The organism is Actinopolymorpha alba DSM 45243, from assembly GCF_000373925.1.
Lineage (GTDB): Bacteria > Actinomycetota > Actinomycetes > Propionibacteriales > Actinopolymorphaceae > Actinopolymorpha > Actinopolymorpha alba.
In genome coordinates this window covers 17,012-39,205 of the sequence record NZ_KB892747.1, presented here as the reverse complement: position 1 = coordinate 39,205, position 22,194 = coordinate 17,012, and the positions used below count along the sequence as shown (strand labels likewise).

Genomic DNA, 22,194 nt, shown 5'->3' with positions numbered 1-22,194 from the left:
GTTCGTGGCCACCACCGGGCACGGTGCGTGGACCGGCGTCGAGGAGGACTGGCTCGGTGGCGGCGCCCCGATGTGGTGGAGTCACGCGGATGCTGTGGGCGCGACGCCCGTAAGGGCCAGCGTGACCGCGCTCGAGCGCGTGGAATTAGCGCCCTGCGATGGGACACGCTGGAATGTGCGTATGGTGACGCAGGTGTCGACCGTCGGCTTAGGTGCGGATCGGTCGTTGATTGATATCGATCCACGGCGGCGGGATATATTCGGGTCTGCCGTTTGGTCCCATGCGGACTTGCCAGTCGCTGTTGTGGATGAGGTTGTGGTGCGCTCCACACAACAGCACGCCGTTGTTGAGGTCGGTTCGGCCTCCGTCGACCCAATGGGTNATGTGGTGGGCATCGCACCATTTGGCGGGGCGGTCACATGAGGGGAAGTTGCATTCCATCCCGTCGCGGATGCCTAGGGCGTGGCGTTGGGCGGCGGTGAAGAAGCGGGTCGTACGGCCGAGGTCGAGTACTTGGCCTTTGCCGTCGAGTACGGCGGGGATGACATCAGCGTCGCAGGCCAGGAGTCTCGCTGCCTCAGCGGAGATTTGCTCCCCGCTGTCCAATGTCGCGTAGCCGATCCCGGTGACGAGTTGGGCCAGCGTCATGGTGATGATGATCTGCGGCTTCGTCCCACCACGCGTGGGTGCCTCTCCCGCGGCAAGAGCCAGATCAAGCATCTCCACGAACGCGTCGCCCAGCCGCCTCGATGCGGTGCGGGTGTCGGGTCCGTTCGCGTCCGTCTTCCGTGGTCTGGCCAGCGGGTCGAGGAGTGCTTTGAGGCGTGCCATCTCATCAACGGGCAGTTGAATGCGGGCACTGTGAAGTCCGGGCCCTGCTTGGGAGAACGTGATCGACCGCTTCTGCTCGGCCCGCTTACGTTCCCGTTCCAACTGCTCACCCAGCCGCCGCTCAGCATCCTCCGGATCGATCGTCTCGTACAGGTGGATCCCTAACTGCCGAAGCTCTTTCGGATCGTGCTGGGTCGCCAACTCCAGCAGACGCGCTTCGCCTTCACGTTTCTGGTCGTCGCTGATGTCCTTGGGGAGCAGGTTGATCGACTCGCGGATGATCTTGGCGTGCAGCGCCGAGATCCTGCCCGCGGCGAGTGCCTCCCCGGTGGCCTGGAGGTTGGTCTCCAACGCCTCGGCCAGCTTCACATCCGCGCCGACAGCGCCGGGATGAAGGTGCAGCTTGTGCCGCAACCATGCAGCGGTCGAGGTCGCCCCCGCCTGGGAGGCGAGCTCTCGCGTATCAGCATCATGGATGAGCCGCAGCCTCAAAGCCTCAGCCATAGCGACGATCTGGTGCACCTGCTCCAGCCCGTCAGCAGAGTCGGCGTCCGTACACGACCAGAAAGAGGATTCCAACGCCTGAGCAAGCCCGTCCTGGACCATATCCAGCAACCCACGCAACGGCAGCGTGGGCGGGGCGCCGGTCGTGACATCCATAACCGAAACACTATCGGCGACCACCGACACAACCCCGCCCGAAAGAGCCCATTCGCAGGGCCTTAGGAATGTAATTTTGTGTTTCCTTGAATATCTCTAGGTAAGCGAACCATTGGCTCAGCGAATGAACCGAAGAGCAATCGCATCGGAGTGGTCCGAACCATCCCGCCTGTCGTCATCGACGATGAGTTTCTTGAGGCTCAGGTATCGGGACACGCGGATTTCCTTGCCGTCTTCGAATTCGGGTAGCTCGGCCTTCTCGCTGCGGATGTAGGCGGTGCCTGGGTCGGGGATGATGCGTAGCGGTGGTCCGACGTAGTCATCCGCGCTCCCGCCGGCTCACTACTCATAGGTGAACGCGGCCAGAAGCATCTCTTCGAGCAGTACTCCGCTGGCGAGGTTCGTCGTGAATCCTATTTCTCGCTGGCGGAACCCGAAGTCACCCAGCGGGCATTTGATGGCCGCTTTCAATGGCGTCACCACGGGGTCATAGTAACGGCGTCCGGGCTAGTCGTCGGTCAGGGAGCAGTGCAGGCGGATCTCCTTCACCCGGATGGCGCCGTCGCCGTGAAGGTCGAGCTCACGGTGTGCGCCGTCCGGCTCCCATCCGGTCTCGGTGAGGAAGCCGCGGAGTACGTCGTCGGCACTGAACAACCAGGTGACCGCCCGGGTGAATCCATCGGCGGCGAGCGTGTCGACGCAGGCCTGGAGGAGTCGGGAGCCGTGGCCCTTCCGGGTGTGGTCCGGGTCGATGTGGAACGCCGTGATCGCGCCGTCGGACACCGCGTCGGCGTCGGGGTCATCGGCTGGGCCGGTGGAGGCGAACCCGATGACGGTGCCGTGCTCGAGCGCGACGAGTACGCGGTGCCGGGCGTCGGGCGGTCGGGCCAGCGATCGGCGCCACTGCTCGGCGAACGCCGACTCGTCGATGGACTCCAGGACCGGAGCCGGCAGGAGGTCGGCGTACGCCTGACGCCACGCGCGCACCTGCACGCGTGCCACTTCCGGCGCGTCCGCTGCCCACGCTATCCGGACGTTCGCGTCGGCCGTCTGCTCGCTCATGCCCACCATCCTGTCAGGCAGTCCCGCCAGCGTATGCCGGCGGCCGGCCGACGCGACAGTTGCTACTCCTTCGGCCCACCTGTGCGCTGCCGGGCCCGGTATGCGCGGGTCTTCTGCCGGTTGCCGCAGACGCCCATCGAGCACCAGTGGCGGGAGCGGTTCTTCGACGTGTCATAGAACGCCCACCGGCACTCGTCGGCGTGGCAGAGCTTGAGGCGCGCCCAGGAGCCGTCCGCCTGGGCGGCCGTCACCGCGACGAGCAGCCGCGCCAGCGCCGCCTCGACGCCATCACCGAGCGGGGCCAGGGCGGGCCGCGGCCCACCGAAGCTGACCCGCAGGGGAAGGGCCGCGGCCAGCCGGTCGAGGTCGGGGAGGGGAGCGGCGACCCCGTCGTGGTGGTGCGCCATCGCCTGGCGCAGGCCGGCGCGGAGCGCCCGGGCGCGGGTCAGATCGCCCTCGGCGGCCTGGTGGTCGCCGTCGAGGAGGCCGTAGTGGCGCAGCCATTGGGCGAGGTCTGAGGATTCGGGCAGGGCCTCGACGTTCTGTACGACGTCCACGGTGTTGGCGAAGTCGCGCAGAAGTTCAGCGGCGGACCACGCCCGCGCGCCCTCCGGCTCGGTCGCCTGTGGCGTACCTGTCGTTCCTGCCATCCCGGTCATCCGACCCTTCCTCTCGACCCGACACCACCATAGCTCGAACACCGGTTGACACCCGTCCGACACCGTCATAACCTGTTTGCTGGTGTCGAACCCTTCGAAGAGATCAAAGAGGAGATCGAGATGCATCCAGCTCTGATCGAGGCGCTCGCTCGGGAGTGGGTCGACCGGGCGGTGGCGGAGGCGAAGGCCCGGAGCAAACCGTCCGATCCAGGCCGTCGAGGTAGGAACGCGTACTCCGCCGATAAAGCGCGCGCGGCTGTTAGCCTGAGGCATGGTCGCCAGATCTGGGACCGCGCCACCGACCAGAGCCGACTCGGCGTCCGACCAGGAACGCCAGTTCGAGGCTCTGCTGGCCGCTGACGAGCGGATCGAGCCACGCGACCAGTTCCCCGAGGGCTACCGCAGGACGTTGATCCGGCAGATCGCCCAGCACGCGCACTCCGAGATCATCGGCATGCAGCCCGAAGGCAACTGGATCACCAGAGCGCCGAGCCTGCGACGCAAGGCGATCCTCATCGCGAAGGTGCAGGACGAGGCCGGTCACGGCCTGTATCTGTACGCCGCGGCCGAGACGCTCGGCGTGAGCCGCGCCGAACTCCTCGACCAGCTCCACACCGGCGCACAGAAGTACTCCTCGATCTTCAACTATCCGACCCTGACCTGGGCCGACATCGGCGCCATCGGCTGGCTCGTCGACGGTGCCGCGATCACCAACCAGGTCCCGTTGTGCCGGTGTTCGTACGGCCCGTACGCCCGGGCGATGGTGCGGATCTGTAAGGAGGAGTCGTTCCACCAGCGGCAGGGATTCGACCTGCTGCTCACCCTGTCACGAGGCACCCCGGAGCAGCACGCCATGGCGCAAGACGCGGTTGACAGGTGGTGGTATCCAAGCCTGGCGATGTTCGGGCCGCCCGACGCGCGGTCGACCCATGGTGAGGAGTCGGCCGCCTGGGGAATCAAGCGGTTCTCCAACGACGAGCTGCGGCAACGTTTCGTTGACATGACTGTCCCGCAGTCGGAGGTGCTCGGCCTGCGCATTCCCGACCCGCACCTGCGCTGGAATCCTGACCGCGGACACTACGACTTCACCCAACCCGACTACGACGAACTGTTCCGCGTTATCAAGGGCGACGGTCCCTGCAACCAGCAACGCATGGAGCATCGCGTCCGCGCACACGAGGAAGGCGCCTGGGTACGCGAAGCGGCGCTCGCGTACGCCGCCAAGCACAGCAGGGAAGTCTCGACGAATCCCACGACGGAATCCCCGGGGTGAGCCTCGTGAACGCCGTGAACGCCGTACCCCCCGAGCCGGACTGGCCCCTCTGGGAGGTCTTCGTCCGGGCACGACGCGGCCTGTCGCATGTACATGCGGGCAGCCTCCACGCGCCCGACGCGACGATGGCGCTGCGCAACGCTCGCGACCTCTACACTCGCCGGCAGGAGGGCGTGTCGATCTGGGTCGTTGCGGCGACGGCGATCACCGCGTCAAGTCCCGACGAGAAGGACCCGTTCTTCGACCCGGCTGCGGACAAGCCCTATCGCCATCCGACGTTCTACGACGTCCCGAAGGAGGCGCCACATCTGTGAATTCGTCCTTCGGTGCCGTGGTGGAGCCGCCGACCGCGGTGTACGCGGTGCGGTTGGGAGATGACGCGCTCATTCTCGCCCAGCGACTGGGCGAATGGATCAGCCGCGCGCCTCAGCTGGAGGAGGACGTCGCGCTGGCGAACCTCGCACTCGACCTGCTGGGCCAGGCCAGGATGCTGCTGACGTACGCCGGTGAACTCGAAGGCTTCGGCCGCACCGAGGACGACCTGGCCTATCTGCGCGACGAGCGTGCCTACACCAACGTCCACCTGGTCGAACAGCAAAACGGCGATTTCGCGGAGACGATGGCGCGACTCCTCGCGTTCTCGACGTACCAACTACTCCTTTACGAGGGCCTGGCGCGGTCCACCGACGAGACGCTGGCCGCGATCGCCGCCAAGGCGGTCAAGGAGGTGGCCTACCACCGCGATCACGCCACCCAGTGGGTGGTGCGCCTCGGTGATGGCACGCCAGAAAGCCATGCCCGGATGCAAGCCGGCCTTGACAGGGTGTGGCCCTTCACTGCCGAGCTTTTCGAGACCGATCCGCTCGAGAAATCCTTGACGGAGCAGGGAATAGCGGTCGACCGCACGGTGATCCGTCAAGCCTGGCAGGAGTACGTCAGCGGCGTGGTCGCTGAGGCGACCCTCGACCAGCCCACCGAATCCAAGCCCACCGAAACCAGGTCCGCAGCCCGCGGGGGACGGCAGGGCATCCATTCGGAGGCGATGGGATATCTCCTGGCCGAGCTCCAGCATCTGGTGCGTTCCCACCCGGGAGCGACGTGGTGACCGGTCAGCTGACCGCCGAGGCGGCCTACGACGCGGCGGCCCGGGTCGTCGATCCGGAGCTGCCGGTGCTCACCATCGCCGAGCTCGGCATCCTGCGTGGCGTACGCGTCGACGACAGCGGGTGCGTCGAGGTCGACCTCACCCCCACATATTCCGGATGCCCTGCCCTGGAAGCGATCCGCGAGGACGTCAAGGACGCCTTGCGTGTGGTCGGAGCTGGCGACGTCTCGATCCGTACCATCCTCGCGCCTGCGTGGAGCACCGACTGGATTTCCGCAGTGGGGCAGCGCAAACTGGCGGAGGCGGGCATCGCCCCGCCGCACCCACGTGGCGAAGGCCCTGTGTCCGTAGGGATCTCGGTCCGCTGTCCCCGATGTGGCTCGCCGGACACGCAGGAGCTGAGCAGGTTCGGACCTACCTCGTGCACCGCGCTCCGCACCTGCGCCGCCTGCGGTGAGCCGTTCGAGCACGTGAAGGCGTTGTGATGAACGCCGATCCGCCCGGCACCCGACCGGCCCGGCACGCGGTCTTCCATCCCCTGCGGGTCGAGCGACTGGAAAAGCTGACCGACGACGCCGTGGCCGTGACCTTCGAGGTGCCGGACGAACTCACGGAGAGCTATGCGTTCCTGCCCGGCCAGCATGTGACCGTCCGGACTGAAGCGGCCGGCGACGACCTCCGGCGCAACTACTCCATCTGCACGCCCTGGTCGGACAGCGGATCAGAGACGTTCCGGATCGGTGTGAAACGCGTCGTGGGTGGCGGCTTCTCCGCGTACGCCCTCGAACGCATGCGGGTCGGCGATGTGGTCGAGGTGATGACGCCGACCGGGAGGTTCTCCGTCATACCAGACCAACGCCACTCCCGCCATCTGTGCTGCGTTGCGGCCGGCAGCGGGATCACACCGATCCTGTCCATCATCGCGAGCGTGTTGGCAGTCGAGCCGCACAGCACAATCACCTTGTTGTACGGCAATCGCACCACCCGGTCGATCATGTTTCTGGAGGAGTTGGCCGATCTCAAGGACCGCTACCCAGGCCGCTTCCACCTGGTCCACGTCCTGTCCCGGGAGGAGCCTGACGTGGAGCTGTTGGGCGGCCGGATCGACGGCCCGAAGCTGCAACTCTTCCTTGACACCCTGCTTCCGCCGGTCGACGAGTGGTATCTGTGCGGGCCCATGCTGATGGTCGACGAACTCCGCAAGGTCCTTCGTGGCCAGGGAGTTCCGCGCGAACGCCTGCACAGCGAGCTGTTCCACGTCGGGCCGTCGGCACCGCTTGTCGAGGGCGGCCGCCAGGATGGTGCCGCGACCGCGAGCGCGGCCGCCGCGCAGGCCGACCAGGCGGCGGCCTGTGAGGTGACCGCGATCATGGACGGCCGGCGTTCGACGTTCCGGCTCGCACGCCACGGTGCGCCGGTCCTCGAGGGCGTGCTGGCGGTGCGCGGCGACGCGCCGTTCGCCTGCCGGGGTGGCGTGTGCGGCACCTGCCGGGCGAAGGTGATCGAGGGCGCGGCCGTCATGGACCACTGTTATGCGCTCGAACCCGACGAGGTCGCCCGCGGATACATCCTTACCTGCCAGGCCCATCCGTCCGGTGACCGCCTGGTGATCGACTACGACGCCTGAGGGATCGACGACGACGCATAGAGGTCGCGCGATACGCCGGCTACGGTGGGCGGATGGGCTACGACGTGAGCAGGGTCCGCGCGAGCTATCCCGCACTCGCGGACGGGTATGCCTACCTCGACGGCGCGGCCGGCACGCAGGTGCCGCAACCCGTCATTGACGCCATCGGGGACGCCTATCGCGGCGGGATCGGCAACGTCGGCGGGACGTTCCCGGCCAGCCGACGCTCGGACGGCATCGTCGCCGAATGCCGGCGGGCCGTCGCGGACCTGGTGGGTGGCGCACCCGAAGGTGTCGTCCTCGGCGCCAACATGACGACCCTCACCTACCGGCTGGCGTACACGCTGGCCGGGCAGTGGGGGCCCGGTGACGAGGTGGTCGTGTCGCGCGTCGACCACGACGCGAACGTCAGGCCCTGGATCCAGGTCGCGGAGCGGGCGGGCGCAACCGTCCGGTGGGCCGAGGTGGATCCCGCGACTGGTGAACTCCCGGTCGAGCAGTACGACAACCTCATCGGTCCCCGCACCCGGCTGGTCGCCGTCACCGCGGCGAGCAACATCCTCGGAACCCGCCCGGACGTACCCGCCATCACCGCCCGGGCGCATGCGGTCGGAGCGCTGGCATACGTCGACGGTGTGCATGCGACGCCGCACGGCCCGGTCGATGTCGCGGAGCTTGGTGCCGACTTCTATGCCACCAGTGCGTACAAATGGTCCGGGCCGCACGTCGGAGCGGTGATCGCCGATCCGCTCGCGCTGGAGGCCCTGACGCCCGACAAGCTTCGGCCCGCGCCTGACGACGTGCCGGTGCGCTTCGAGACTGGGACCGCGCCGTTCGCCGACCTCGCGGGAGTCGTCGCGGCAGTGGAGCACCTGGCCGGTCTCGACTCCGCCGCGTCTGGCTCCCGCCGGGCGCGGATCCTCACCTCGATGGCGACGGTCGACGCCTACGAGCAGGAGTTGTTCGCCGAACTCCTCGCCGGACTTGACGCTATCGGCCCGGTGACGACGTACGGCAAGGCCAGTCGGCGTACCGCCACCGCCTACTTCACCGTCGCCGGCCACCCGCCGCGGCAGGTGGCCGAGCACCTCGCGTCCCGCCGGGTCAACGTATGGAGTGGGCACAGCTACGCGTGGGAGCTGACCGGCGCGCTGGGCCTGCGGGACGCCGGCGGCGCCGTGCGGGCGGGCCTGGTCCACTACAACGACCGCTCCGACGTCGAGCGTGTGGTGACCGCCGTCGCCGACCTCGCCGGCTGACGGTTTGGGCGACCTTCTGGTAACTCCAGCCGTAGATCGTGATCATGCTTGGGCTGGGCCCGGCGGTAGTGGTGGCTTGCTCGGGATCGGGCCTGGTGGCGGCGCCGCCAGTGGGGCCAGCGCCAGCTAGTTGATCCTGCATCGGGAAGAACTCAGCCCTCGCATCCGTTCCACGCAAGTAGCGAACCTACGGACTGCTGGACAGAAGGGTGAGGCCGTGTCGGTGGCGTTCAACGAGGAGACACGCAAGCTTCTGGACGGGAGGAACTTCGCCACCGTCGCGACGCTGAACCGGGACGGCGGTCCACAGACCTCGGTGGTCTGGATAGCAAGGGACGGAGACACGGTGCTGTTCTCCACCACAGCCGGTCGACAGAAGGCCCGAAACCTTACCCGGGACCCACGGGTCAGCCTCACCGTCTACGACACCGAGAACCCGTACCACTCCGTGGACATCCGCGGCACCGTCGAACTGATCGAGGACCGGGAGAAGTCGCTTCCGCGCAAGCTCTCGCAGAAGTACCTCGGCGAGGACCCGCCCGCCGAGTCGGACGATGTCCTCCGGCTAGTCGTCCGGGTGATTCCGCAGAGGATCTCCGGCTTCTCTGTCTGAGGCCAGCAACTTCCTGTGCCGGAACAGGTTCGGGACAGGTGCTGGTGGCGCTGGTTCGCAGGTGATCACGATCTACGGCTGGAGTACTAGGGTCGCCGGCCTTCGAGGCCCTCGGGGAGGTACGACACACCGCCGTCGCGCTCGAGCTGTGCCTGGAGTTTGGCGATGGTGCGGCGGGTGGGGAGGAGTTCGTACGCGAGGAGGGGTAGGCCGAGGACCAGCGCCAGGAGATAGGGCCACCGGCTCAACGTCACGAAGGACAGCACGAGTCCGATCATCGGCACGGTCTCGACGATCGCGAAGCGCAGCATCGTGCGGGCCCGCCAGGCGTTCACCGCGGTCCCCTGGGCCTCTTCCCGCGGCGTGCCCGCCGGAATCGCCGGCACCGCGAAGCCGACCGACTCCGCGAGCACGAAGGCGGCGAGCGCGAGCACGAGGATGGCGACGGGTGCCCAGAGCGCGGGCTCGGCCCACCCGCTGATCGCGAACCACACCGGCACCGCCATCAGGACCGGTGCCATCAGCAAGGTGTAGAGCATCGGCTTCAGCGCCGCCAGCGGCGTGGGCACCTGTGCGCGGGAGGACGGGACTGGATCGGCCATGGCGCACAACCGTACCGTGACCCGGCGCCCGGGTGGGCCGGCCTGTCGGTGGCCCGGTCTACGCTGGCGCAAGCGGGAACGGCAAGGAGCAGGAGGCGTGTGATGGCCGAAGAGACTGGACCTTCGCAGGGGCAAGGGGACCCCACCGGAGCGGGTGTCGAGGGAGCGCACGAAGCGGTCGAGTTCCGGAGCGACGTCACCGTCGAGCTGGTCCGGTCCACCGCGCGCGATGCCGACGTGCTGTTCGCGGCGCGGGTGTCCACCAAGGGCGAGCAGTCTCTCGAGGACGTCGAAGGCGATGCCGAGCGGTCCAAGGGCCTGATCAACTACCTGATGCGCAGCCGCCACGGTTCGCCGTTCGAGCACAACTCCATGACCTTCTACGTCCAGGCTCCGATCTTCGTCTTCCGTGAGCTGATGCGGCACCGGATGGCCTCCTACAACGAGGAGTCCGGGCGCTATCGCGAGCTGCGCCCGGTGTTCTATGTGCCAGGGCCTGACCGCAAGCTCGTCCAGGAAGGCAAGCCCGGGCACTATCAGTTCGTTCCGGGCTCACCTGACCAGCACAAGCTGGTGGAGGAGGAGACCCGCCAGGTCTGCGCGGAGGCCTACGCCGCTTACCAACGCATGCTCGACAGCGGGATCGCGCGTGAGGTGGCCCGCATCGTCCTGCCGGTCACGATCTACTCCTCGGCCTACGTCACCGTCAACGCGCGGTCGCTGATGAACTTCCTGTCGCTGCGGATCGGCAGCGAGGAGTCGACGTTCCCGTCCTATCCGCAACGCGAGATCGAGATGGTGGCGGAGAAGATGGAAGCCGCCTGGGCGCGCCTGATGCCGATCAGCCACGCCGCGTTCGAACGCAACGGTCGCGTCGGTCCCTGACCCCGGAGAGCTGACCACAGCGGACTTGTCCGGAGGATCGGCTCCGATCTGAGCGGGAGATCTCCGGACAAGTCCACCGAGCCGCAGATTTGGGCGCGGTTCGGCGTGGGTCAGACGTCGAGCGCAGAGTCGCGGCGGCGTTGTTCGACGTTCACCCGTACGCCGTCGACGAACCGCTCCGCTCGGATCGGCCCCACCTGCTGGCCGTCGCGGAGCCGTACGGTGACCGAATCCGCCGCGGCCTCGCGGGCGCCGACCACTCCGACGTACGGCACCTTCCGCAGCCTGGCCGCCCTGATCCGCGCGCCGAGACTCTCGTCCCGATCGTCCACCTCGACCCGCAGCCCGGCGCCCTCCAGCCGCCGGGCGACCGCCCAGGCCGCACCCGCCTGCTCCTCCGCGACGGGAAGGACCAGGACCTGCAGGGGTGCCAGCCAGGGTGGCAGCGCCCCGGCATACGCCTCCAGGAGGTACGCCACCATGCGTTCCATCGAGGCAAGCACACTCCGGTGCACCATGACCGGGCGGCGCCGGGTGCCATCCGGTGCGGCGTACTCCAGGTCGAACCTCTCGGGCTGGAAGAGGTCCACCTGCACGGTCGACAGGGTGAACTCCCGGCCCTGCGCGTCATAGACCTGGATGTCGATCTTCGGGCCGTAGAACGCCGCCTCGCCGGGCTGCTCGCGGTACGCCACGCCGTGCCGCTCCAGCGCCTGACGTAGCACCACCTCGGCCTGCTGCCACATCTCCTCGCTGCCGGCGTACGACTTACCGGCCTCGGCCGGTCCGCGCAGGGAGAGGCTGTGGTAAGCCGCGCTGATACCGAGGACGTCGTACGCCTCGTCGATCATGCGCAGGACACCAACGACCTCATCCGCCGCCTGGTCCAGCGGGCAGAAGATGTGCGCGTCGTTGAGGATCATGCCGCGGACGCGGGTCAGTCCACCCACGACTCCCGAGCGCTCCATCCGGAACTGCGGGCCGAACTCGCCGATTCGCAGTGGTAGCTCCCGGTGGCTCCGTAGCCGGGACCGGAAGACGAGCGCGTGGTGCGGGCACAGGACTGGCCGCAGGAGCAGCTCGTCACCCGGACGGTTGTCCTGGCCGGGCCGGCGTGGCGCGGCGTCATCCTCGGCGCCGTTCTCGGCGCTGTCCTCGGCGGGGTCCGCGTGCCCCAGCCGCATGGGCGGGAACATGTCGGGCCCGAAGTGCTGCCAGTGTCCGGATCGCTCGTAGAGCTCCCGCTTGGCGACCGGAGGGGTACGCACGTGCCGGTACCCGGCCCGGCGTTCGGCTTCGACGACGTACCTCTCGAGCTCGGCCACGATCGCGGCGCCGTCGGGAAGCCAGAGCGGGAAGCCCGCCCCGACGAGTTCGTCGCTGGTGAAGATCCCGAGGTCGCGGCCGAGCCGGCGGTGGTCGACGGCGGGGGCGCCCGGCTGGTCTGCGGCAGCGGAGCTCCCGGCAGGACTTACGCCGGGCTCGTCGCTGCGTGGATCGTGGAGATACATGGGGTTTGCTCCTTCGGTGGTGGTGAGGGAGCGACCCCACGAGGCGACGGCCCGGGATCACTCCCGGGGCCGTCCGCGTGGCCGTTATCGATGGGTCATCGACATGACGAGGCCGCCGCGTCGCCGGAAGCGACGTGCGGCGTCGTCGTGCTGAATGACCGAAGAGAGGCGGCCAGCGCAGGTTTCACGAGTCCGACCATACCGCGTGGTTCCGCCGGGCCGGCAGATCTTTCGCGGCCGGGCCGTCCAGACCGGCAAGCTTCCAGCGAGGTGCCGCCTTCGCCCGGATGGCCAGGCGCGACGTACCGCGGCGGCCGCCGATGCGCGGGGGAAAACCGGTAGCGTGAGGTTCCATGGCTCCCAGCTCAACGCACACTCCGCCCGCGCCGTTCGGGCGCATTCTCACCGCGATGGTCACACCCTTCACGGCCAGCGGTGATCTCGATCTCGACGCCGCGCAGCGGCTCGCCAGCCTGCTCGTCGACGCCGGCAACGACGGTCTCGTCGTGAGCGGTACGACCGGGGAGTCCCCGACGACGACAGACGCCGAGAAGGACGCCCTCCTGCGGGCGGTCCTGGAGGCGGTAGGGGACCGCGCCGTGGTCGTCGCCGGCGCCGGCACCAACGACACGCGGCACGCGATCGAGCTGTCCCAACACGCGGAGAAGGCGGGGGCCCACGGCCTTCTGGTCGTGACGCCGTACTACAACAAGCCGCCGCAGGCGGGCCTTCTCGCGCATTTCCGCGCGGTCGCTGACTCCACTGGTCTGCCCGTGATGTTGTACGACATTCCGGGACGTACCGGCATGCCGATCGCCACCGAGACCCTGATCCAGCTCGCCGAGCACGACCGGATCGTCGCGGTGAAGGATGCGAAGGGTGACATCGCCGGCACCACGGAGGTCCTCGCCCGCACCAACCTCGCCTACTACAGCGGCGCCGACGAGTGGAACCTCGCATTGTTCGCGCTCGGAGCGGTGGGCGCCGTGAGCGTGGTGAGCCATGTGGCGAGCAAGGACTACGCCGCGATGGTGCGGGCCGTCGATGCCGGTGACCTTGCGACCGCCCGGGCGATCGACCGGCGCCTGGTGCCGGCGTACCAAGCGATAATGACGCGAAGCCAGGGTGCGATCATGGCCAAGGCCGCACTGGAGCTGCTGGGCGTCATACCGTCGCGAGCGGTGCGGCTCCCGCTCGTACCCGCGACCGACGAGCAGATAACCCAACTCGAGGCTGACTTGCAGGAGGCCGGACTGACCTCATGAGCCACCCCCATCCTGAACTCGGACCCCCTCCCGCCCTCCCACCCGGCGCGCTCCGGGTCATTCCGCTCGGCGGCCTCGGTGAGATCGGCCGCAACATGACGGTGTTCGAGCACGAGGGTCGACTGCTGATCGTCGACTGTGGCGTGCTCTTCCCGGAGGACCGGCATCCTGGCGTCGACCTGATCCTTCCCGACTTCGAGCCGATTCGTGACCGGCTCGACGAGGTCGAGGCGATCGTCCTCACCCACGGTCACGAGGACCACATCGGCGCCGTCCCCTATCTCCTGCGCGAGCGACCAGACATTCCCGTCGTGGGTTCGCAGCTCACGCTCGCGTTGGTCGAGAGCAAGCTCCGCGAGCACCGGCTGAAGGACGTTCCGCGACACGTCGTTCGCGAACGCCAGCGGGTGCAGTTCGGGCCGTTCGACCTGGAGTTCGTGGCGGTCAACCACTCGATCCCCGACGCGCTCGCGGTGGCGATCCGTACGGCCGCCGGGCTCGTGCTCCACACCGGCGACTTCAAGATGGACCAGCTGCCGCTGGACCGCCGGCTGACCGACCTGCGGGCGTTCTCTCGGCTCGGTGAGGAAGGCGTCGACCTCTTCCTCGTCGACTCCACGAACGCCGAGATGCCGGGCTTCACCATCTCCGAACGCGACATCACGCCCGTCCTGGACCGGATCTTCGCCAGTGCCGAACGCCGGATCATCGTGGCCTGCTTCGCGTCGCACATACACCGGGTCCAGCAGGTCATGGACGCGGCGGTGGACCATGGCCGCAAGGTCGCCTACGTCGGCCGGTCGATGGTGCGCAACATGGGCGTCGCGGGGGAGCTCGGCTTCCTCAGAGTGCCGCCCAACACCCTGGTCGACGTGCGAGAGCTCGACAACTACGCGCCACACGAGGTGGTGCTGATCTCGACGGGTTCGCAGGGTGAGCCGCTGTCGGCGCTGTCGCGGATCGCCGGGCGCGACCACCCGCAGATCCGGATCGAGACGGGTGACACGGTCGTCCTCGCGTCGTCGCTCATCCCCGGTAACGAGAACGCCGTCTTCCGGGTCATGAACGGCCTGAGCCGGTGGGGTGCCGACGTCATCCACAAGGGCAACGCGCTCGTGCACGTGTCCGGGCACGCCTCGGCTGGGGAGTTGCTGTACGCCTACAACATCGTCAAGCCGCGCAACGTGCTTCCGGTCCACGGCGAGATCCGGCACATGCGCGCCAACGCCGACCTGGCGGTCGCGACCGGTGTGCGGCGGGACCGGGTGGTGGTGGCCGAGGACGGCGTGGTCGTCGACCTGGTGGATGGTGTCGCGCGGATCACCGGGAAGGTCGAGTGCGGTTATGTGTATGTCGACGGCTCGACCGTGGGTGACATCACCGAAGTCTCGTTGAAGGACCGGCGGATCCTCGGTGAGGAAGGCTTCATCTCGGTGATCGTGGTGGTCGACTCGGTGACGGGCAAGGTCACCGGGGGCCCGGAGATCAAGGCGCGCGGGTTCGCCGAGGACGATTCGGTCTTCGATCCGGTCCGCCCGCTGATCGAGGAGGCGCTCACTCGGGCCGGCCGTGAGGGCGTCGACGACATCTACCAACTGCAGCAGCTGATCCGGCGTACCGTCGGTCGCTGGGTGAGCGACTCTCACCGGCGCCGCCCGATGATCATCCCGGTCGTCGTCGAGATCTGAGCTGGATCTCTCGCGACGGCGGGCGCGGTCAGGCAACGACCGCGTCCGCCGTCGCGTCGTTTCGCCGGCGAAACGGGGTGATCGGCGCGCCCTAGGCGGGCCTACCCAAGCTTGCGGAGCTGCTCGGCAGCGCACTCAGCGGTCAGCGGAAGGTACTTTCCGTCCTGCTGGACGGCTTCTTGGCCCTCGCGGCTGACGACGTACCTGAGAAACTCCCTGAGCCTCGGCTCGATCGGCTTGCCCGGCTCGCCAGCGAGGTAGTAATAGACATCGCGCGTCAGCGGATACGTGCGGTCCTGAACGGTGCCGAGATTGATCGGAACGAAGGGACCCTCGTCGGTTGCCGAGACCGCCACAGGCTTGGTCTGGGGAGTCACATCGTGCACGCTACCGTAGGCGATCCCGCAGGGGTCGTCACTCAGGTCGGCCATGAACTGCTCGGCAGCGAGGACGAGACCACTCCCATCGGGTTTCGCTTCGTTGGCGTACTCGATGAGCTGCTCGTTCCACTTGTCTCCGCCGTTCAGGACCTTCCGTGCGAACTCGTCGGGGAAATGGAACTTCAAGTTGTATCCATACACGTGGATGGGCCTTTGCTCCCACTCACCGCCGAGCCCGAGCTGCCCCCAGGTTCGGATATTCTCCTCGGCTCCGCGAGCGACCGACGTGTCCCACATCAGGCCGTTCCAGCCACCGGTCCGCTCGGCTCCGAAGATGCCATCCAACTGCCTGAACGTGAGCTTCGAGATCGGATTGCTCTGGTGAACCATCACGGCGAGGGCGTAGGTCCAACCAGTAACGTCAAGCGACCCTGTGGCGAAGGTGATCTCCAAGGGCGCGGCGTTGAGTTCACGTTGGTACGCGGTGAGCTCGTCCCAGGTCAGTCGGCGGCCCATCGGAGCCAGATCCGCCATGCCCGTATACAGAGCCGGGAGGGCTAGGACCGAGCTCTTCAGGTCATCGTCGAACCTCACGTCCGGGTGGTGCCGCCGAAATCCCTCTTCCCATCGGTCGACCAATCCGCTGTCGGCGATGTAGTTGACACCGCGCTGACGAATCGTGCCGGATACGACCTGCTCCGGCTGGTATTCGGGGAGGCCACTGAGATCGAACCTCCTGGTGTAGTAGGCCTTCCTCGCTCGCTCCGCTTTCCATCTCTCTCGCGCCTGCTGGAGGGCGAGCGAGTCCGCGGTCGTGCTCGTGCCGTGCGGACCTGTCTCCGCCGAGCGGTCAGCGGCTGACGTCGTAGGAGAGTCCATTGTTCCTCCCGCGCGGTCACTGCCAAGGCAGGTGGCTTTCGAGCCTACGAAGCTGCTTGGCGGCTTCATCGCTGGTCAGGGGTAGATACTTCGCGTCGTGCTCCTGGATCGCTTCCTGGCCATGGCGGCTGAGGATGTATCGCAGGAACTCAGCGGCGTCCGGGTCCACCAGTGCACGCTCTCTGTCGGGCTGGAAGCTCATGTAGTAGTAGATGTCTCTGAACAATGGATAGGTGCGGTTCTGGACGTTCTCCAGCGTGAGGTCGACGTAGGGTCCGCTCGACTCACGTGCGAGGGGAAGCGGCTTGATGTGTGGGTTCAGATACCGAATACAGGAGTAGGTGATGCCGTAGGGATCATCAGCGAGCGCGTCGACCATCTGCTCGCCGGCCACGGTCATCGTGCCGTCCGCCTTGGCGCCGAACGTGTTCGCGAAGGTGATGAGTCGCTCGTTCCACTTCTGTGATCCCTTGAGGACCTTCTTGTCGAACTCGTCGGGGAAGTGGAAACTCAGGTTGTAGCCATAGACGTTGATTTCCTTGTCTTTCCATCGGCCCGTGAGTCCGAGTTGGCCCCAGGTTCGGATGTTCAGGTCGGAGCCTCGGGCCACGCTGGTGTCCCAGGCCAGGCCTTTCCAGCCGCCGCTGCGTTCGGCGCCGAAGATGCCGTCGAGTTGGTCGAGCGTGAGGCGAGAGATGGGATTGGCGCTGTTGACGAAGATTCCGAATGCGAACGACCAACCACTGACATCGAACGACCCTGTGCAGACAACGACCTCGAGCGGGGTAAGACCGACTCCACCGGCGGCGGCTTGTTGCCGCTCCGCGCCTTTGAGCTCGGTCCAGAGCGCGGGGCGTCCCATCGGAGCGAGGTCGGCCTGCCCCGCGATCAGTCCTGGAAAGGCGACCGCGGAGCTGGTCAGATTGTCCTGGAAGGTCGCGCCCGGATGGTACTCCCGAAATCCCCGCTCCCAGACCTCCATAAGTCCGGTCGTGCGGAAATATTCGAGTCCCCATTGCCTGATCACCGAGTGGACGCTCCGGCGTGGTTGGTATGAGGGTATGGCGCTGAGATCGAACGTCCTGGTGTAAGACCGCTGGCGCGACCGCCCCGCGATTCCGATCGCCCGGGCCTCGGCGAGGCCCACGGGATCGACCGGCCGCGATTGTCCAGGAAACGCCAGTGGACCTGCCATCGTGCATCCCTCCTTGCCGCCTGATCCGGGTTCGCTACGCGACCGACATGTCGCTCTTGATGATGTACTCGTTGTTCCAGTCGGGTTCGAAGTGTGCCAATCGGCCTCGTCGCCTGACCATGACAATGGGCGTGAAGAGCAGGAACACGTTGGACACGTCGTGTCGTTGGGTCTCCTGGATCTGGAGGGACAGGCGCTGGCGTGCCCCGGGATCCGTTTCTACGCGAAGGTCACCAAGGAGCTGCTCCACCTCCGGATTGAAGTAGCCGCCCTGGTTGGACCGGCCGCCCTTTCCGAGCATGGCGCGCAGCAGGAAATAGGAATCTCCGGTGACAAGAGAATTGATGGACCGCATGGAGGCAGAGAAGTCACCGTCCTTGGTCTGCTGGACGATGTTGGGCACTTCCTGCACGGTCACGTCGTAACCCACTGGGCCGAGCTGGCTCGCAACAGCCTGCGCCAGTCTGGTCATCTCGCGTCGCTGCGGGAACGAGTAGAGGGTGCAGGCGAGTCGTTCCGTGCCCTTGTGGCGTAAGCCGTTCCGGTCACGCACCCAACCTGCCTGGTCCAGCAGCCGCTCGGCGCGTTCGACATCACCGGACTGGATCGGTGCTACTCCGACTCCGGCGTAGGGCGGAAAGACGCTGGTTGCGACAGCGCCATGCCCGGCAAGCGCCGCCTCGAGAAGGCTCACCCGATCCAGGGCGAGCGAGGTCGCTTCGCGGACGTCACGGTCATCGAACGGTGGGCGGGTGTGGTTGAACTGAATGAAATGGAGCTTCTTGGAAGGAATCGATGTGATCTCGTAGCCGTCGCCGAACCGCGACAGTGCCTCTGGCGGCAGCCCATAGGCAAGGTCCACCTCGTCGTCCTCGAGTGCGCGGATCCGTGCGGCGGTATCGCTGATCACCTGGACAATGATCCGCTCGATAGGCGGGCATCCCGACCAATGGAGCGGGAAAGCCTCCAGCTCCAGAACCTTCCCGGGCTGATAGTCGACTGGCCGGTAGGGCCCCGTCATCACCGCACCATCAGACTTATGGACCACAAACTGGTGGTAGGCGAGTGCGTTGGGAAAGTTGCCCGTGGGCTCAGGTGTCCTGAACTCCAGCGTCGTGCGATTGACAACCCGGATACAGGTCTCGTTGCTGATAAGCGAATCGACGTCGGCCTGCACCGTCCAGTTCTTCTGGAACGACTGGGCGACCGCCTCCGCGGTCACGGGTGATCCGTCCCAGAATTCCGCGTTGTCTCGCAACCGGACCTGCCACGTCAACAGATCGAGGTTTCGGATGCTCTTCGCCAACCAGGCTACGAGCTTGCCGTCGTGAGACACTCGGGTGAGTGTCTCACCCAGGCCCCACACGATCACTTCATAAGCCTTGTGGGTTGCGTTGGCGGAGATGGTCAGATCGTCGCCCATGGCAATCCGTAGCTGCCCACTGACGCCACTCATGAGACGGAGAGTTCGGTCGAGATGAAGTACTGCGTGAACGGGCTCGGATTGGGGCCCTTGAGCTTTCCCCTTCTGGCAGCGGTGATCAAAGGCGCGACCAGGAGGTAGACGTTAGGAACCCCGTCGCGAACTTCCTCCTGGATCTGACCGGACAGCTCCTGCCGGCGGATGGCGTCCCGTTCCTGTTTGAGGTCACTGAGAAGCCGCTCGACCTCCGGGTTGAAATAGCCTCCGGTGTTTTCGCGGCCGGCCTGGCTCAGGGTGATGGCGAGGAGGAAATAGGGGTCGCCCGAGATGAGTGTGTTGATCGAACGCATGGCGGCGTCGAAGTCACGGCCCGCGGTGCGGACTCCGATGTTCGGGACCTGCTCGACGGTGATGTCGTAGCCAACCCGCCGGAGTTGGTCGCGGATGGAGTGGGCGAGACGCGTCATCTCGGCACGCTGTGGAAACGAGTAGAGCGTGAACCCCAGCCGCTGGGAGCCCTTGTAACGGACGCCGTCAGCCCCGGGCAACCACCCGGCCTGGTCGAGTAGCTTCGCGGCCCGCTGGACGTCCGTTGACTGGACCGCGACCGATTCGACGCCGGCGTTATCTGGAAAGAAGGCGTACGCCGCTTCGCCGTACCCTCCCATCACGTCGTCCAGAAGTGCCTGGCGGTCGATCGCCAACGACGCCGCCTCGCGCACGCACCGGTCGTCGAGCGGTGGTCGGCTGAGATTGAACTGAAGGTAATGAATTCGGTTGGTGATGGAGGACTGAACGTCCACATCGTCTCCGAGCTGGGACAACACGTCGGGCTGAAGCCCGTAGAGAAGATCGACTTCGCCGGCCTTCAGAGCGTTGATTCGAACGCCTGGATCATCTTCGTACGTCACTGTGATGCGTTTGATGCGCGGCGGTCCCTGCCAGTGCTGGCGGAAGGGTTCGAGGACCAGGCGTTGGTCAATCTCGAATTCGACCGGTCGATAGGCTCCGGTCATCACCAGTCCGTCACCCTTGTGCACGATCAGCTGGTGGTAGGCCAGGGCGTACGGAACGCCGCCGGTGGGTTCCGGTGTCGTGAAGTCGAGCGTTGTTTCGTCCACGACTCTTACCTGTGTCTGTTTGCTGAGCATGAAGTCGGTGGCTATCTGCGTCGACCAGTTGCGCCGGAAGGACGCCGCGACATCCTCGGCGGTGACTCGGCTGCCGTCCCAGAACCTCGCGTTGTCGCGGAGGGTTACCCGCCAGGTGAGCGGGTCCAGGGCGGTTATGTCCTTGGCCAGCCACGGCTTGATGGTTCCCTGTGGGGTCACGAGCGTCAGCGTTTCGCCGAGCCCCCACAGCAAGGCTTCGACCGGCTTTCTGGTCGCGTCGGTGGCGACTGTGAGGTGCGCGTCCGGACCGAAGGCGATTCGTAGCTCGCCGGCAGTTGTCATTGGTCTGGCCTCCTCGTTGCTGGCGGGAACGTCACTGTCAGAAGACGAGCGTTCGGCATGACACCTGATGGCATTCGCGGGCAGCGTCGCCTAGTTTCGGGCGGGTGCGGGTCGAAGCCTGGCTAGAACGATCTCGGAGTTGTCCGCGTTGGGAAGCGGGACGGCGTACGGATCTGATTCGCTGGGAAAGCCGGTGACCTTGTCGGTACGCCACAAGCTGACGCCGGCGCTGAAGAACATCGGGATGACTGGAACGTCCTCGACCATGAGGCGTTGGAGCTCTGCGAGAGCCTGCTTTTCGCCTGCGCTGTCGGGTGGGCTCGAGGCGTATAACCTGAGCGATTGTCCGGCGGCTGGATTCTTGTAGCGTTCGTAGTTGCGCTCGACCTTCTTGCCGGCGGGGAGAAGCAGCTTCTGATTGAAGATCCGATCGAAGAGGTCGTAGACCGAGAGCGTGCCGCCCAATGGGCGCATGGTGAGATCAAAGTTGCCCAATCCGGTGTCGGTGCGCCACGCGACCTGGGCCTTGGCCCTGACCTTGATCTCGATTCCAGCGGCCCGCAGTTGCTGAGTCATCACCTGGGCCGCCCGGACGAGATCAGCGTAGGGGTTGGTGGTGGGTAGCATGAGTTCAAAGCTCAGTGGCTTTCCGCGCGGGCTTCGGAAGATCCCGTTCGGTCCTCTTCTGTAGCCGGCGACCTCGAGCACCCGCGCGGCCTCGGCCGGGTCGCCTGGCCCGTATCTCAGCTCCCGGTACTCCGGTGCGAGTACGTCACTACGCGTTTCGATGTCCAGTCCGGTTGGCGACTGAACTGGTTCGTTCTGACGACTCAACCCGATTTCGGTGACCTTCTGCCGATCAAGCGCGAGACTGATCGCCTTGCGTACCACCGGCTGGTCCAGCGGATATCTGGTCAGGTTGGGCATGAGTACGATGACCGCTGGGCTTGGCTTTGTGACCGAATAGCCGATCCCGGAAGGGTCATGCTTCGCAATGGGCCTCGGGTCGATGCTCGAAGGCCCGATCCAATCCAGATCGCCGGCCCGCAGGCCCGCGACCATACTGCTGGTCGATTCGAAGGAGATGTACTGCACGGTCTTCATGACAGGCTGATTCTTCTGCCAGTAGTGCGGATTCCGCTCCAGCGTGATGACCTGAGGCGTGAAGGTCTTCAGTCGGTAAGGTCCGCTGCCGACGGGGTTCGCGTTGGTGAAGGTGACTGGATCGCTGACCTTCTCCCACAGGTGTTTGGGCACGATGGGCACCCGCCACCACATGATCTGGAACGCCGGCTCGGTGAATCTGAGCACGGCTGTGTGTGATCCGGCGGTGCCGGTGCCGGCGAGCGGAAATCCCTGAGTGTTGAGCGCCGGAAACCTTCGGAGTAGATCGTAGGTGAAGGCGACATCCTCACTGGTCAGCTGCTTTCCGTCGGACCATCGAACGTTCGAGCGAACGTTGATCGTCAACGTCTTCCCATCCTGGCCCCAGTTGAACGACTGAGCCAACCATGGACGGTTCTTGCCGTTGGCGAAGTCGTCCTGAAGGAGTGGTTGGAAAATCGAGGAACCGGCATAACCATTGGCGTTGCCGTATCCCTGTATGAGTGGATTGAAGGCGTGGGTGAACGGACCTGAGGCGACGGCGGCCACCTTGACGGTGCGCTCCGTCGGATCGGAGGCTCCCGCGCCTTTGGAGGTGCATGCGGGGGCGGTGAGGAGTGCCCCCGCCGCCACAAGGTAGGCAAGTCTGCGAATTCTCCCGGCCACGATCTCCTCCCTCCATGGTCCAGACTCCGGCGTCCGATCGATACCCCGCTTC

21 protein-coding genes are annotated in these 22,194 nt (G+C 66.3%); 10 read left to right on the top strand and 11 right to left on the bottom strand.

Annotation, left to right across the window (positions count from 1 at the left end; all coding sequences use genetic code 11):
- Positions 1 to 208 precede the first annotated feature (208 nt).
- The 4 genes from B141_RS45560 to B141_RS0112970 all read right to left on the bottom strand — a co-directional run bounded on the left by B141_RS45560 (position 209) and on the right by B141_RS0112970 (position 3,204).
- Entirely contained in the window at positions 209 to 1,438 is a 1,230-nt protein-coding gene (locus tag B141_RS45560; protein WP_169512931.1) for an HNH endonuclease signature motif containing protein, read from the bottom strand.
- 396 nt (positions 1,439 to 1,834) lie between these two features.
- Entirely contained in the window at positions 1,835 to 1,975 is a 141-nt protein-coding gene (locus B141_RS49230) for a hypothetical protein (protein ID WP_020575602.1), read from the bottom strand.
- A gap of 24 nt (positions 1,976 to 1,999) precedes the next feature.
- Positions 2,000 to 2,554: a GNAT family N-acetyltransferase gene (locus B141_RS0112975; protein WP_020575601.1), complete on the bottom strand. Its 555-nt coding sequence runs from the start codon at positions 2,552 to 2,554 to the stop codon at positions 2,000 to 2,002.
- A 62-nt stretch (positions 2,555 to 2,616) separates the two neighbouring features.
- Positions 2,617 to 3,204, bottom strand: coding sequence for a CGNR zinc finger domain-containing protein (locus tag B141_RS0112970; RefSeq protein WP_051114060.1), 588 nt, complete (start codon positions 3,202 to 3,204; stop codon positions 2,617 to 2,619).
- Positions 3,205 to 3,484: 280 nt separating this feature from the next.
- Between B141_RS0112970 and paaA the strand changes: the two genes are divergently transcribed.
- The 7 genes from paaA to B141_RS0112935 all read left to right on the top strand — a co-directional run bounded on the left by paaA (position 3,485) and on the right by B141_RS0112935 (position 9,090).
- A complete protein-coding gene (paaA, locus tag B141_RS0112965; protein WP_020575599.1) occupies positions 3,485 to 4,486 on the top strand; it encodes a 1,2-phenylacetyl-CoA epoxidase subunit PaaA in 1,002 nt (333 codons plus the stop codon).
- Positions 4,487 to 4,491: 5 nt separating this feature from the next.
- Positions 4,492 to 4,800, top strand: a complete 309-nt coding sequence (gene paaB, locus B141_RS0112960) for a 1,2-phenylacetyl-CoA epoxidase subunit PaaB (protein ID WP_474775219.1) — start codon at positions 4,492 to 4,494, stop codon at positions 4,798 to 4,800.
- On the top strand, positions 4,797 to 5,591 hold the full coding sequence (gene paaC / locus B141_RS0112955; RefSeq protein ID WP_020575597.1) for a 1,2-phenylacetyl-CoA epoxidase subunit PaaC: 795 nt from the start codon (positions 4,797 to 4,799) through the stop codon (positions 5,589 to 5,591). Before paaB ends, paaC begins: the two co-directional genes overlap by 4 nt.
- Positions 5,588 to 6,076 (top strand): 1,2-phenylacetyl-CoA epoxidase subunit PaaD, encoded by a 489-nt coding sequence (gene paaD, locus B141_RS0112950; protein ID WP_085944447.1) that lies wholly within the window; start codon positions 5,588 to 5,590, stop codon positions 6,074 to 6,076. Before paaC ends, paaD begins: the two co-directional genes overlap by 4 nt.
- On the top strand, positions 6,076 to 7,218 hold the full coding sequence (gene paaE / locus B141_RS0112945; RefSeq protein ID WP_020575595.1) for a 1,2-phenylacetyl-CoA epoxidase subunit PaaE: 1,143 nt from the start codon (positions 6,076 to 6,078) through the stop codon (positions 7,216 to 7,218). Before paaD ends, paaE begins: the two co-directional genes overlap by 1 nt.
- 53 nt (positions 7,219 to 7,271) lie before the next feature.
- Positions 7,272 to 8,477, top strand: a complete 1,206-nt coding sequence (locus tag B141_RS0112940) for a cysteine desulfurase-like protein (RefSeq protein ID WP_020575594.1) — start codon at positions 7,272 to 7,274, stop codon at positions 8,475 to 8,477.
- A gap of 217 nt (positions 8,478 to 8,694) precedes the next feature.
- Positions 8,695 to 9,090 (top strand): PPOX class F420-dependent oxidoreductase, encoded by a 396-nt coding sequence (locus B141_RS0112935; protein ID WP_020575593.1) that lies wholly within the window; start codon positions 8,695 to 8,697, stop codon positions 9,088 to 9,090.
- Positions 9,091 to 9,176: 86 nt separating this feature from the next.
- Here the strand turns inward: B141_RS0112935 and B141_RS0112930 are convergent, their stop codons facing one another.
- Complete coding sequence (locus tag B141_RS0112930) at positions 9,177 to 9,692, bottom strand: hypothetical protein (protein ID WP_020575592.1); 516 nt, start codon at positions 9,690 to 9,692, stop codon at positions 9,177 to 9,179.
- Between the two features lie 102 nt (positions 9,693 to 9,794).
- Here B141_RS0112930 and thyX point away from each other — a divergent pair, with 102 nt between their 5' ends.
- The gene (gene thyX / locus B141_RS0112925; protein WP_020575591.1) at positions 9,795 to 10,577 is read left to right on the top strand and encodes an FAD-dependent thymidylate synthase; all 783 of its coding nucleotides are present in this window, start codon (positions 9,795 to 9,797) and stop codon (positions 10,575 to 10,577) included.
- A gap of 110 nt (positions 10,578 to 10,687) precedes the next feature.
- On the opposite strand, the gene thrS is transcribed toward thyX, so the two are convergent.
- Entirely contained in the window at positions 10,688 to 12,088 is a 1,401-nt protein-coding gene (gene thrS, locus B141_RS0112920) for a threonine--tRNA ligase (RefSeq protein WP_020575590.1), read from the bottom strand.
- Positions 12,089 to 12,441: 353 nt separating this feature from the next.
- Between thrS and dapA the strand changes: the two genes are divergently transcribed.
- On the top strand, positions 12,442 to 13,353 hold the full coding sequence (gene dapA, locus B141_RS0112915; RefSeq protein WP_020575589.1) for a 4-hydroxy-tetrahydrodipicolinate synthase: 912 nt from the start codon (positions 12,442 to 12,444) through the stop codon (positions 13,351 to 13,353).
- Complete coding sequence (locus B141_RS0112910) at positions 13,350 to 15,041, top strand: ribonuclease J (RefSeq protein ID WP_020575588.1); 1,692 nt, start codon at positions 13,350 to 13,352, stop codon at positions 15,039 to 15,041. Before dapA ends, B141_RS0112910 begins: the two co-directional genes overlap by 4 nt.
- A gap of 101 nt (positions 15,042 to 15,142) precedes the next feature.
- Here B141_RS0112910 and B141_RS0112905 read toward each other — a convergent pair whose 3' ends face one another.
- From B141_RS0112905 to B141_RS0112885, 5 genes are all read right to left on the bottom strand, one after another.
- On the bottom strand, positions 15,143 to 16,300 hold the full coding sequence (locus tag B141_RS0112905; protein ID WP_020575587.1) for a PstS family phosphate ABC transporter substrate-binding protein: 1,158 nt from the start codon (positions 16,298 to 16,300) through the stop codon (positions 15,143 to 15,145).
- Between the two features lie 16 nt (positions 16,301 to 16,316).
- Positions 16,317 to 17,495: a PstS family phosphate ABC transporter substrate-binding protein gene (locus B141_RS0112900; RefSeq protein ID WP_020575586.1), complete on the bottom strand. Its 1,179-nt coding sequence runs from the start codon at positions 17,493 to 17,495 to the stop codon at positions 16,317 to 16,319.
- Positions 17,496 to 17,529: 34 nt separating this feature from the next.
- Entirely contained in the window at positions 17,530 to 18,951 is a 1,422-nt protein-coding gene (locus tag B141_RS0112895) for an ABC transporter substrate-binding protein (RefSeq protein ID WP_157180987.1), read from the bottom strand.
- Positions 18,948 to 20,372 (bottom strand): ABC transporter substrate-binding protein, encoded by a 1,425-nt coding sequence (locus B141_RS0112890; RefSeq protein ID WP_020575584.1) that lies wholly within the window; start codon positions 20,370 to 20,372, stop codon positions 18,948 to 18,950. Before B141_RS0112890 ends, B141_RS0112895 begins: the two co-directional genes overlap by 4 nt.
- 90 nt (positions 20,373 to 20,462) lie before the next feature.
- Complete coding sequence (locus tag B141_RS0112885) at positions 20,463 to 22,142, bottom strand: ABC transporter substrate-binding protein (RefSeq protein ID WP_157180986.1); 1,680 nt, start codon at positions 22,140 to 22,142, stop codon at positions 20,463 to 20,465.
- Between the last annotated feature and the right edge of the window lie 52 nt (positions 22,143 to 22,194).

What these genes read in the sequence shown, in the direction of transcription:
- B141_RS0112940 (WP_020575594.1), top strand. Translation starts at nt 7,272, where the DNA reads ATGGGCTACGACGTGAGCAGGGTCCGCGCGAGCTATCCCGCACTCGCG.
- B141_RS0112910 (WP_020575588.1), top strand. Translation starts at nt 13,350, where the DNA reads ATGAGCCACCCCCATCCTGAACTCGGACCCCCTCCCGCCCTCCCACCC.
- paaA (WP_020575599.1), top strand. Translation starts at nt 3,485, where the DNA reads ATGGTCGCCAGATCTGGGACCGCGCCACCGACCAGAGCCGACTCGGCG.
- B141_RS0112905 (WP_020575587.1), bottom strand. Translation starts at nt 16,300, where the DNA reads ATGGACTCTCCTACGACGTCAGCCGCTGACCGCTCGGCGGAGACAGGT.
- thyX (WP_020575591.1), top strand. Translation starts at nt 9,795, where the DNA reads ATGGCCGAAGAGACTGGACCTTCGCAGGGGCAAGGGGACCCCACCGGA.
- B141_RS0112970 (WP_051114060.1), bottom strand. Translation starts at nt 3,204, where the DNA reads ATGGCAGGAACGACAGGTACGCCACAGGCGACCGAGCCGGAGGGCGCG.
- dapA (WP_020575589.1), top strand. Translation starts at nt 12,442, where the DNA reads ATGGCTCCCAGCTCAACGCACACTCCGCCCGCGCCGTTCGGGCGCATT.
- paaE (WP_020575595.1), top strand. Translation starts at nt 6,076, where the DNA reads ATGAACGCCGATCCGCCCGGCACCCGACCGGCCCGGCACGCGGTCTTC.
- thrS (WP_020575590.1), bottom strand. Translation starts at nt 12,088, where the DNA reads ATGTATCTCCACGATCCACGCAGCGACGAGCCCGGCGTAAGTCCTGCC.
- B141_RS0112975 (WP_020575601.1), bottom strand. Translation starts at nt 2,554, where the DNA reads ATGAGCGAGCAGACGGCCGACGCGAACGTCCGGATAGCGTGGGCAGCG.
- B141_RS0112930 (WP_020575592.1), bottom strand. Translation starts at nt 9,692, where the DNA reads ATGGCCGATCCAGTCCCGTCCTCCCGCGCACAGGTGCCCACGCCGCTG.
- B141_RS0112895 (WP_157180987.1), bottom strand. Translation starts at nt 18,951, where the DNA reads ATGAGTGGCGTCAGTGGGCAGCTACGGATTGCCATGGGCGACGATCTG.
- B141_RS0112890 (WP_020575584.1), bottom strand. Translation starts at nt 20,372, where the DNA reads ATGACAACTGCCGGCGAGCTACGAATCGCCTTCGGTCCGGACGCGCAC.
- B141_RS0112900 (WP_020575586.1), bottom strand. Translation starts at nt 17,495, where the DNA reads ATGGCAGGTCCACTGGCGTTTCCTGGACAATCGCGGCCGGTCGATCCC.